At 30.4% G+C, this 12110-nt stretch carries 9 protein-coding genes; all 9 read left to right on the top strand.

Going from position 1 to position 12110, the window contains the following annotated elements:
* Positions 1–9: 9 nt before the first annotated feature.
* The 9 genes from celB (at position 10) to KGF36_RS09435 (ending at position 12039) form a co-directional block, all read left to right on the top strand.
* The gene (celB, locus tag KGF36_RS09475; RefSeq protein ID WP_227842679.1) at positions 10–1344 is read left to right on the top strand and encodes a PTS cellobiose transporter subunit IIC; all 1335 of its coding nucleotides are present in this window, start codon (positions 10–12) and stop codon (positions 1342–1344) included.
* Positions 1345–1354: 10 nt separating this feature from the next.
* Entirely contained in the window at positions 1355–1873 is a 519-nt protein-coding gene (locus tag KGF36_RS09470) for a GrdB-related putative oxidoreductase (protein WP_227827874.1), read from the top strand.
* 95 nt (positions 1874–1968) lie between these two features.
* Positions 1969–2928 carry a N(4)-(beta-N-acetylglucosaminyl)-L-asparaginase gene (locus tag KGF36_RS09465; RefSeq protein ID WP_227827873.1) on the top strand — a complete coding sequence of 320 codons (960 nt, stop codon included), beginning with the start codon at positions 1969–1971 and terminating at the stop codon, positions 2926–2928.
* Positions 2929–2982: 54 nt separating this feature from the next.
* Positions 2983–4035 (top strand): Sapep family Mn(2+)-dependent dipeptidase, encoded by a 1053-nt coding sequence (locus KGF36_RS09460; RefSeq protein ID WP_227827872.1) that lies wholly within the window; start codon positions 2983–2985, stop codon positions 4033–4035.
* Positions 4036–4037: 2 nt separating this feature from the next.
* Positions 4038–4712: a copper homeostasis protein CutC gene (locus KGF36_RS09455; RefSeq protein WP_227827871.1), complete on the top strand. Its 675-nt coding sequence runs from the start codon at positions 4038–4040 to the stop codon at positions 4710–4712.
* Between the two features lie 556 nt (positions 4713–5268).
* Positions 5269–5820, top strand: coding sequence for a ribosome hibernation-promoting factor, HPF/YfiA family (gene hpf / locus KGF36_RS09450; RefSeq protein WP_227827870.1), 552 nt, complete (start codon positions 5269–5271; stop codon positions 5818–5820).
* Positions 5821–5951: 131 nt separating this feature from the next.
* Positions 5952–8627 carry a preprotein translocase subunit SecA gene (gene secA / locus KGF36_RS09445; RefSeq protein WP_227827869.1) on the top strand — a complete coding sequence of 892 codons (2676 nt, stop codon included), beginning with the start codon at positions 5952–5954 and terminating at the stop codon, positions 8625–8627.
* 14 nt (positions 8628–8641) lie between these two features.
* Positions 8642–9749, top strand: a protein-coding gene (gene prfB, locus KGF36_RS09440; protein ID WP_227850250.1) for a peptide chain release factor 2 whose coding sequence is annotated in 2 segments (ribosomal slippage) — positions 8642–8716 and positions 8718–9749 — 1107 coding nt in all. Because the reading frame shifts where the segments join, the coding sequence is not laid out codon by codon here.
* A gap of 148 nt (positions 9750–9897) precedes the next feature.
* A complete protein-coding gene (locus KGF36_RS09435; protein ID WP_227850251.1) occupies positions 9898–12039 on the top strand; it encodes a Tex family protein in 2142 nt (713 codons plus the stop codon).
* The last annotated feature ends 71 nt before the right edge of the window (positions 12040–12110 follow it).

Genomic DNA, 12110 nt, shown 5'->3' with positions numbered 1-12110 from the left:
GGTGGATAGATGAATAAATTGGAAAGAATACTTATGCCATTGGCTGAAAAAATAGGTAAAAATAAATTATTAATTGCAATTAGAGATGGTTTTTTAGTATCATCACCATTATTGATAATAGGGTCGTTATTTTTATTAGTAGCAAACTTCCCAATAAAAGGATGGGACGAATTCGTAGGTCAAATTTTTGGTCCAGATTGGGCAGTAAAATTACAACAACCAACTATAGCGACCTTTGAAGTAATGACTTTACTTGCAGTTTTAGGAATTGGTTACTCTTATGCTAAACAAATAGATGTAGACCCAATTGCATCAGCAGCAGTTGCAATAGTCGCTTTTTTTATAGTGACACCATTTGTAATACCATATACACCAGAAGGAACAAAGGCAGTCTATATGGTAACAGGTATCCCATTAGGTTGGATGGGTTCTAAGGGAATGTTTGTAGGAATGATAACCGCAATAACATCTGTTAAATTATTTGCAGTAGTTGTCAAAAAAGGGTGGACATTGAAGATGCCAGATGGAGTTCCTCCAACTGTTTCAAAATCATTTGCTGCATTAATACCAAGTGCAATAGTTATGATAGTTTTCTTTTTAGTTAAGATTGCTTTTGAAGCTACACCATATGGAAGTATACATGAATTTATATTTAAGTTTTTACAAATGCCATTATTAAAATTAGGAAATAGTTTAGGTGCTATGGCAATAGCTTATATATTCTTACATTTATTCTGGTTCTTTGGAATAAATGGTAGTAGTGTTGTTGGAGCTGTCTATAATCCAATATTAAAAATTTTATCAGCTGAAAATTTAGCTGCTTTTCAAGCTGGTTCAAAAATACCAAACATAATAACTGGTCAATTCCAGGATATGTTTGCAACATTTGGTGGAGCAGGTAGTACACTATCCTTAATTATAGCTATGTTACTTATATGCAAAAGTAAACGTATAAAATCAATGGGTAAATTATCAATTCTACCAGGGATATTTGGAATAAATGAGCCATTAATATTTGGTCTACCAATAATGCTTAACCCAATATTATTGATACCATTTGCAATAGTTCCAACAATAAACATAATAATAGCTTATTTCTGTATGTCAGCAGGATTAGTACCACTTACAAATGGAGTTCAATTGCCATGGACAACTCCAATTATATTCTCTGGATTTCTAACAACAGGATGGCAAGGTGCCTTACTACAAATAATACTTCTTGTACTAGGAATATTTATGTACATGCCATTTATAAAAATGTTAGATAAACAATATTTAAAAGAAGAAAAAACAAATGTTGAAGAGGAAGATGATGATATATCTTTTGATGATTTAGTATTATAGGAGGAAAATTATGAAGAAAATAGTTATGATATTGGATCAAATACAAGCAGGTGCAGGTGGGAAAGAAAAAAGCAATATACCTCCTGCTGGAAAATCAAGCCCATTAGGTCCAGGTATAATGATGGAACCATTTTTAAAAGAATCTAAAGTGATAGCGACACTTTTTTGTGGGGATGAATTTTTTATAAACAATGAAGAAGAAGTGACAAATAAGATGATAGCTATGGTTAAAAAGTTAAATCCTGATGTAGTTATTTGTGGACCGAGTTTTAACTATGAAAATTTTTCTAAGATGTCAGCAATATTATCTAAAAGTATAAACAATAAAACGGATATACCAGCTTTTGCGGCTATGTCAGAAGAAAATACAGATATAATAAACGAATACAAAAATGATATATGTATAGTTAAGACACCTAAAAAAGGTGGAATTGGTCTTAACGATTCACTAAACAATATATGTAAATTAGCAAAATCAATAGCAAATAAAGAAGATATAACTTCAATGAGAGAAGAATTTTGTTATTAATTAATACTTCACCAATTGTCAAGTTTAAGTACCATACTATATTATGATTAAAGTATATGGATAGAGTTTATATAATTAAGGAGGGATTTTCTGATATGTGGGGAATGATAGCAACATGGAGAATGGCCATAGAAGGAATCACTGAAGCATCAGAACATTTAGAAAAAGGAATGGAAGCAGGAGATGCTGTAGAACTTGCTGTAAGAAAAGTTGAAGATTATCCATTCTATAAATCGGTTGGATATGGAGGACTTCCAAATGAAAACTGTGAAGTAGAACTTGATGCTGCATTTATGGATGGAAACACACTAGATATAGGAGCAGTTGCAGGTATAAGAGATTATTCTAATCCTGTCAGTATAGCTAGAAAATTAAGTTATGAGAAAGTGAATAATTTCTTAGTTGGAATAGGAGCTGAAGAGTATGCTCATAAAAATGGATTTGAAAGAAAAAATATGTTAACAGATAGAGCTAAGCTACATTATAAGAAGAGAAAAAAAGAAACTTTAGATAAAGGATTAAGCCCATATGCTGGTCATGATACTGTTGGGATGATATCTTTAGATAAAAATGGAAAGATGTGTGCAGCAACCTCAACAAGTGGTCTATTTATGAAGAAAAGAGGTAGAATAGGAGATTCTGCACTATCTGGTTCGGGGTTCTTCGTTGATAGTAGCATAGGAGGGGCTACAGCTACTGGTCTTGGAGAAGATTTGATGAAAGGATGTATATCATATGAGATAGTTAGACTTATGAAAGAAGGAAAACATCCACAAGAGGCATGTGATATAGCAGTAAATGAGTTAGATGAACAGCTTATCAAAAGACGAGGAAAAGCTGGAGATTTATCATTAGTTGCTATGAATAATAAAGGAGAGTGGGGAGTAGCTACAAATATAGCTGACTTTACATTTTCAGTAGCTACTAAAGCAGAAGCTCCTACAGTATATATATCAAATAGAATAGATGGTAAAACTATACATAAGGTTGTGTCAAACGAGTGGATGGAAGCATATGAAGCTAGGATAAAGGCACCAATAGAAGTGAGTGAATAAAGTTTGTATTTATACAGTAAAGTAGAGTTCTTTAATATTTAAAAGGAGATTTTTATGAATATCATAAACAATAAAGTAGATGAGATAAAAGAAGATTTATTAAGTGATATTGTAGATATTGTAAAAATACCTAGCGTTGAAGGGGAGCCAGAAAATGGCTTCCCTTTTGGCGAAAAGGTAGGAAAAGCACTTAATAAAGCACTAGAAATTTCAAGAAAATTAGGATTTAAAGTTAGAAACTTAGACAATTATATTGGTTATGCAGAATATGGAGATAGTAAAGATTATATCTGTGTAATTGGCCATGTAGATGTAGTACATGAAGGTAAAAATTGGATATATCAACCTTATGGAGGAGAGATATATAATGGAAGAATCTATGGTAGAGGGGTATTAGATAATAAAGGGCCTATAATGTGTTCTTTATATGGACTATATGTTATTAAAGAATTAAGTTTAAAGTTAGATAAAAAAGTTAGGATAATTTTTGGTACAAATGAAGAAAGTGGATTTAAAGATATACCATATTATTTAAAAAAAGAAAAACCTCCTATAATGGGGTTCACACCAGATTGCAAATATCCTGTTGTATATGGTGAAAAAGGTATGGCGAAAATTATAATCAAAAATAACTGTAACTATAAGGAAGACATATTTTTAAGCTTTATAGAAAACATGTCTGAAAAAGTGATTGTTACAAATCAAGAGTTACATAAAGAGAATAGTTACATAATGCTGGAGATAAAAGTAAAATATGACTTTAGTTATAAACTAGAAGATGTATTATATGAAATAAAATCTAATTTTCCTAATGGTACAGAGATAGAAGTAATTTCTAATTTTAATCCTGTATATTTTGATAAGGATAGTAAGCTTGTTAAAAAACTTCAAATAGCTTATGAAAGAGTAACATCATTAGATGGTACTCCAGTAACAACTAATGGAGGTACATATGCAAAAGTAATGCCAAATATAGTTCCATTTGGACCTTCGTTTCCAGGACAAAAAGGAATAGCACATAATCACGACGAATACATGGATATAGATGATATAATTTTAAATGCAAAGATATTTGCAAATGCAATATATGAATTAGCAAAGGAGTAGTTATGTTAGAGATAATAGGAATGACAGTAGAAGACGCTAAGATTATAGAAGATTGTGGCGCAGATAGAATAGAATTAGTTAGTGCTTTAACTGAAGGAGGACTGACACCAAGCTTTGGCCTTATAGAAAGTGTTGTTAACAGTGTAAAGATACCTGTGAATGTAATGATAAGACCTCATGCCAAAAGTTTTGTGTATAGTAAAGAAGATATAAGTATAATGTTAAAAGATATAAATATAGTCAAAGAGATTGGAGCTAATGGAGTTGTATTTGGAATGCTAGATAAGAATGATAATATAGACGAAGAAAATTTAGATTTTTTGTTGCAATACTGCGATAATCTTGATGTTACATTTCATAGAGCAATAGATGAATCAAATACAATAGAAAGTGTTAATATTCTAAAGAATTATGACAGAATTACAAATATACTAACATCAGGGGGCAAGGGAAATATAAAAGATAATATAAAAATTATAAAAGATATGATGCTTAACTCTAATAATATAAAAATTCTTTTAGGTGGAGGTCTTGATTTTAATAATATAGTTGAAATAAAGGGAGTAACTAAGGCAAATAATTTTCATTTTGGTACAGCTGTTAGAATAGATAAGAGTCCATTTGAAGATATAGACAGACAAAAGCTTAAACAATTAGTAGATATAATTTCGAAATAATATAAACATATATGATTTATACAACTTATTAGATTAAATAAAGAGTGTTAGTCAATTGTAGTTTGGGTATATGAATATTGATTAAGAAATTATTGTTATGATGCTTTACTACTTTTAGGTAATCTTGAAGCTAAACTAAATAGTGAAAGAAAAAATGAAATATGGAGGTCTTAGAAGGTGGATAACTATGAAAAATTTATAAAAGTTAAGTGGCATAGAATACATATAATTTCCTAAAATTACCACTTTATGACATGAATTCACATATTAATAAACAATTATTGGAGATATTTGTGGATAGAAAGGGCAATAAAAATAGCTTTAAATACACAGGAACAAGAGTTATTAACAGTTTTATCCACATTATCCACAGGGTATTGTTATAATATTAATCCACATAAGCATTAAGGTGATTAAAAATGAAAAATAATTCTATCAATTGAATAGAAAAAATCACAAAAGTTAATAATAAAAGAAGGATTATGAGAGTTCGTGTAGAATATATTATTAAAGTATAAATTTTCTTATACTGGCATAATTGAAGGGAGATGTACTTATGAACATAATTATATCTGGAAAACAAATCGAATTGACTGATGCAATAAAAAATAAAATCGAAAGCAAATTAAGTAAGTTAGATAATTACATTCATCCAGACACTGATGTAAAGGTTACAGTAAGTGCTAGAAAAACAAGACAAAAAATAGAAGTAACAATAGCTACTGTAAATGGTCCTATAATTAGAGCAGAAGATATGCAGGAAAATTTATACACAGCTATAGATGTTGTATATGATAAATTAAGTAGACAATTAAAAAAATATAAAAAGAGACTACAAGATAAGCATCAAGACAATAAGAGTATAAGATTCCAAGATGCAGAGATAAATCTAGCAGATGAACAAGAAGATTACGAAGATGAAAATCAAGATATAGTAATTCAAAGACGTAAGAAGTTTAGTGTTAAGCCAATGAGCGAAGAAGAAGCTGTATTACAAATGGAATTAGTAGGACATGATTTCTATATGTTCAAGAATATAGATTCAGATGAAATAGCCGTAGTTTATAAACGTCATAATGGCGGATATGGTATAATAGAACATGAATAAAGCAATTTAGATTTAATCATATTAGCTATCGATAAATTATTTATCGATAGCTTTTTAAATTAATATTAAAAGTATAGTTTTTATGGTAAAATGAATAATAGTACAATAAAGAACGAGGAGAGATGTAAAATATGAGCTTTATGGATAGTTTATTCAACATGGCAGATAAAAAAGAATTGAAAAAGTTCAGTAAGACTGTTGATATAATAGATTCATTAGAACCTAAATTTGAATCTATGGCAGACTCGGAACTTAAAAATATGACAAATACATTTAAAGAAAGATTAGAAAATGGAGAAAGTATAGATGATATACTTCCAGAAGCATTTGCAGTAGTCAGAGAGACTTCTAAAAGAGTATTAGGTCTTAGACACTACAGAGTTCAAATGATTGGAGGTATAGTATTACATCAAGGAAGAATAGCTGAGATGAAAACAGGTGAAGGTAAAACTTTGGTTGCAACTGCTCCTGTTTATTTGAATGCTCTTACTGGAAAAGGTGTACATGTTGTAACAGTAAATGACTACCTTGCAAAACGTGATAGAGACCAAATGGCAAAAGTTTATGAGTTTTTAGGAATGAGTGTAGGTGTTATTGTACATGGTCAAAATCCAAAAGTTAGAAAAGAACAATATGATTGTGATATAACTTATGGTACAAATAATGAATACGGATTTGACTACTTAAAAGACAATATGGTAATACACAAAGAGCAAAGAGTTCAAAGAGGATTAAATTATGCGATAGTGGATGAGGTCGACTCTATACTTATAGATGAAGCTAGAACACCACTTATTATATCTGGTCCTGGAGATAAATCAACTCACTTATATTCAGATGCAAATACATTTGTGTTAACTTTAAAACCAGATGACTATGAATTAGAAGAAAAAGATAAGGCTGTATCTCTAACAGCATCAGGTATACAAAAAGCAGAGGTATATTTTAATGTTGATAATATAACAGATATATCTCATACAGAGTTATACCACCATATAAATCAGGCTCTAAGAGCACATGTAATAATGAAAAAAGATGTTGATTATGTTGCTAAAGACGGAGAAATAGTAATAGTTGATGAGTTTACTGGTAGACTTATGTTTGGTAGAAGATATTCAGAAGGCTTACATCAAGCAATAGAAGCAAAAGAAGGTCTTAAAATACAGAGAGAATCTAAAACACTAGCTACTGTAACATTCCAAAATTACTTTAGAATGTATAAAAAACTTTCAGGTATGACTGGTACAGCAAAAACAGAAGAAGAAGAGTTTAAAGCAATATATAAAATGGATGTTTTCCAAGTGCCTACTAATAAGCTTATGGTAAGAGAAGATTTACCAGATTGTGTATATAAAAGTGAGATAGGTAAATTTAACGCTGTAGCTGAAGAAATAATTGAAAGACACAAAGTTAATCAACCAATACTTGTAGGTACAGTTTCGATAGAAAAGTCAGAACTACTATCACAAATATTAAAGAAAAAAGGTATTAAACATGAAGTGTTAAACGCTAAACACCATGATAAAGAAGCAGAAATAATAGCACAAGCAGGTAGACTTGGAGCTGTTACAATAGCTACTAACATGGCTGGTCGTGGTACTGATATAGTTTTAGGTGGGAATCCAGATTTCTTAACTAAGAGAGAAATGAGAAGAAATGGATTTAAAGAAGATGTAGTAAATAGAGTTGATACTCCAATAGAAGGAATACCTGTGGCAGGAAATGAAATTTTATTTGAAGCTAGAGCAGAGTACGAAAGATTATATAAACAATTTAAGCAACAAACAGAAGAAGAACAAAAACAAGTGATAGAAGCAGGTGGACTTGCTATAATTGGTACAGAAAGACATGAATCTCGAAGAATAGATAACCAGTTAAGAGGTCGTGCTGGTCGTCAAGGTGACCCAGGTAGCTCAAGATTTTATATAGGGCTTGATGATGACCTTATGAGATTGTTTGGAAGTGATAGAATATCTGGAATCGTAAATAAAATAGGTCTTGAAGAAGACATGCCTATAGAACATAGAATATTATCTAAATCTATTGAAGGTGCACAAAAGAAAGTCGAAGGTAAAAACTTTGGAATAAGAAAACATGTACTTCAATATGATGATGTTATGAATAAGCAAAGAGAAATAATATATGCAGAGAGAAAACGTGTATTAGAAGGTGAAGATTTACAAGAGCAAGTACAGTCAATGACTCATTCTATAATAGAAGAATCAGTGACTCTTTATACAAAAGATAAAGGATTTGATGAAGACGGATTTAAGGAACATATGTATAATCTGTTCTTACCAAAAGGTAGTATAGAAATCCCAGAGATAGAAAAGCTTAATCCAGTTGAAATAACAGAAAAAGTTTATGAAATAGCTATGAAGATATATACTGCAAAAGAAGAACAAATAGGTTATGAAAGAATGAGAGAAGTTGAGAGAGTTATCTTACTTCAAGCTGTTGATAATCATTGGATAGACCATATAGATGCAATGGATCAATTACGTCAAGGTATAGGGCTTCGTGCTGTAGGTCAACAAGACCCAGTTATTGCTTATAAAATGGAAGGTTTTGATATGTTTGATGAGATGAATAAACATATCAAAGAAGATACTGTAAGATATTTATTTAATATAACAATAGAGGCTCCAGTGGAAAGAAAAGCAGTTGTAGATGTTGAAAATCTAACTTCTCCATCAGATGGAACTCTTCCAACAAGTAAAACTATTAAAAAAGATGAAAAGGTTGGAAGAAATGATTTATGTCCTTGTGGAAGTGGCAAGAAATATAAAAACTGTTGTGGAAGATAGTCTTGGAGGATTAAATGTTAAGGATACAAGAGTATAGACATAGTGTGGAGCAAATAGCTTCAAATTTAGAAGAATTGAGGGTTTCTCTTTGACGTAGCTTCATTGATGGAAAAGATAAAAATTAATGAAGAGAAGATAAACAAACAAGATTTTTGGAATGATAATGAAGTAGCACAAAAAGTACTTCAAGAAAATAAAGCTTTAAAAGAAACTCTAGATGAATATGAAAGTCTAAACAACTTATTAGAAGATATAGAAGTATTAATTGAAATAGGTCTAGAAGAAGAGGATGATTCTGTTGAAAAGGATATAGAAAAGTCTATAGAATCAATAGAAGAAAAATTATCTGAGATGAAAATAAAAACTCTTCTAAATGGTGAGTATGATAAAAATAATGCTATATTATCTATAAATGCTGGAACTGGAGGTCTAGACGCTCAAGATTGGGCTCAGATGCTTCTAAGAATGTATATAAGATGGGCAGAAGGTAAGGGTTATAGAGTTAAGCTTTTAGATATAATATCAGACCCTGAAGCGGGAATAAAGACATCTACAATTCTTGTAGAGGGAACCAACACTTATGGATATTTAAAAAGTGAAAAAGGGGTTCATAGATTGGTAAGAATATCTCCATTTGACCCATCAGGAAAGAGACATACTTCATTTGCTTCTATAGATGTAACACCAGAGTTAGATGAAAATATAGAAGTGGAAATTAATCCATCAGATTTAAAGATAGACACATATAGAGCGTCTGGTGCTGGAGGACAGCATGTAAATACAACTGACTCAGCCGTTAGAATAACACATATTCCTACTGGTGTAGTGGTTCAGTGTCAAAATGAAAGGTCTCAACATTTAAATAAAGATAGAGCTATGAGACTTTTGATGGCAAAATTGATAGAGTTAAAAGAATTAGAGCAAAAGGAAAAAATAGAAGATATACAAGGCAAATACTCACAAATAACGTGGGGTAGCCAAATTAGGTCATATGTTTTCCAACCATATAAGTTAGTCAAAGACCATAGGACAAATGCTGAGTTTGGAAATGTAGATAGTGTGATGAATGGAAATATAGACTTGTTTATCAATGAATACTTAAAAATGAATAAGACAGTTTAATAAATAATGCACAGTAATTAAGATAGATATATAAGAAGGTTAGTGCTTACTATGCACTTTTTACAGCACTTAGGCTGAGGACTACAACCCTCAGCCTTCGTTCTGTTTGTTATACTTATGAAAAAACTAACATTAGGAGTGAAAAAAATTGGATATAAATCAAATCTTAAAAAATGAATTTAATCTCAGAGACGAACAAATAAATAATACACTAAAGCTTATTGATGAAGGAAATACAATACCCTTTATAGCTAGATACAGAAAAGAAATGACTGGTGAGATGAGTGATGTCACATTAAGAGAATTCTATGAAAAATTGATGTATCTAAGAAACCTTCAAAGTAGAAAAGATGATGTAGTTAGGTTAATAGATGAACAAGGAAAATTAACAGATGAGATAACACAAAATATAGAAAAAGCAAAAACACTACAAGAAGTAGAAGATATATATGCGCCATATAAACAAAAGAAAAGGACTAGAGCAACAATAGCAAAAGAAAAAGGTCTAGAAAATCTAGCAGTATCAATACTAGAGAGGAATCTAGATAATATAGATTTAGAGGCAAAGAGTTATATAAATGAAGAAAAAGAAGTAATTTCTGTTGAGGATGCCCTAAAAGGCGCAAGAGATATAATTGCAGAAACAGTTTCAGATGATGCTAAGATTAGAAAATACATAAGAGAGCTTGCTTTAAGACAAGGAATGATAGTTAGTAAAAGTTCTACTGATGAGAAATCAGTTTATGATATGTATTATGATTATAGTGAAGCAGTAAAAAGTATGGCTCCACATAGAGTTTTAGCAATAAATAGAGGAGAAAAAGAGAATTTTTTAAAAGTTAAATTAGAAATAAATAATGATAAAGTTTTAAATTATATAGTAAATGAATATGTAAATGATAAAAACTTTAAGAATAAAGATGAAATTGTAAATTCAATAGAAGATTCGTATAAAAGATTAATTTTCCCATCTATAGAAAGAGAAATAAGAAATCATCTGACAGAAATAGCTCAAGAAAGAGCTATAAGTGTATTTGGAAAAAATGTTAAAAGTTTATTACTTCAACCACCAGTTAAAGATAAAGTAGTTATGGGATTTGACCCTGCATTTAGAACTGGTTGCAAAATAGCAGTTGTAGATAAAAATGGTAAATTATTGGACTATACAACAGTATATCCAACAGACCCTCAAAATAATGTAGAAGGGGCAAAGAAGGCTTTAAAAGAATTAATTGAGAAATATAATATAGAAATAATTTCAATAGGAAATGGGACAGCATCAAGAGAATCAGAAACATTTGTATCAGAAATGATAAAGGAGATAGATAGAGAAGTTCAATATGTTATAGTCAGTGAGGCTGGTGCATCAGTTTATTCAGCATCTGAACTTGCAAATGAAGAACATCCAGATATAAATGTATCAATAAGAGGAGCTATATCTATAGCGAGAAGACTACAAGACCCATTAGCAGAACTTGTAAAAATAGACCCTAAGAGTATAGGTGTAGGTCAATATCAACATGACTTAAACAAGAAGAGATTAGAAGAAGTATTAAATGGAGTTGTTGAGGATTCTGTAAATAGTGTTGGAGTAGATTTAAATACTGCATCATATTCTCTCTTAGAGCATATTGCAGGAATAAGTAAGGTTATCGCAAAAAATATAATAGCATATAGAGAAGAAAATGGAGACTTTACATCAAGAGTCCAATTGAAAAAAGTAAAAAGACTTGGACCTCAAGCATTTACTCAATGTGCTGGATTTATGAGAATTTTAGATGGAAAAAATCCTCTAGATAATACAGGTGTACATCCTGAAAGTTATGATATATGCAAAAAAATGATTGAAATAATAGGATATTCTTTGGATGATGTAAAAAATAAAAATATAGAAGAAATAGATGAAAAAGTTAAGGAAATTGGTTTGAGAGAATTAAGTGAAAAATTGGAAGTAGGTCAAGTTACTTTAAGAGATATAATAGCTGAAATCAAAAAACCAGGAAGAGACCCAAGAGAAGAAGGTATAAAGCCTATACTTAGAACTGATGTCTTAAAAATTGAAGATATACAAGAAGGAATGTCTTTAAAAGGTACTATAAGAAATGTTGTAGATTTTGGAGCATTTGTAGATATTGGAATAAAAAATGATGGATTAGTTCATAAATCAGAAATGAGTAATAGCTTTGTAAAAGACCCTATGAGTATTGTTACAGTAGGTGATATAGTAGATGTAAAAGTAATTGGAATTGACTTAAATAAAAAAAGAGTAGCATTGTCAATGAAAAAATAGGCTAATTTATGTTTAGTTATGCTACTTACATGTAACAATTATAAATGTAAGTAGCATAATAAAAAATTTAA

The organism is Clostridioides sp. ZZV14-6009 (assembly GCF_020658095.1).
In the GTDB taxonomy this organism is placed as follows: Bacteria; Bacillota; Clostridia; order Peptostreptococcales; family Peptostreptococcaceae; genus Clostridioides.
The sequence above is the reverse complement of the archived record's forward strand: the minus strand, read 5'-3'. Positions and strand labels throughout refer to the sequence as shown.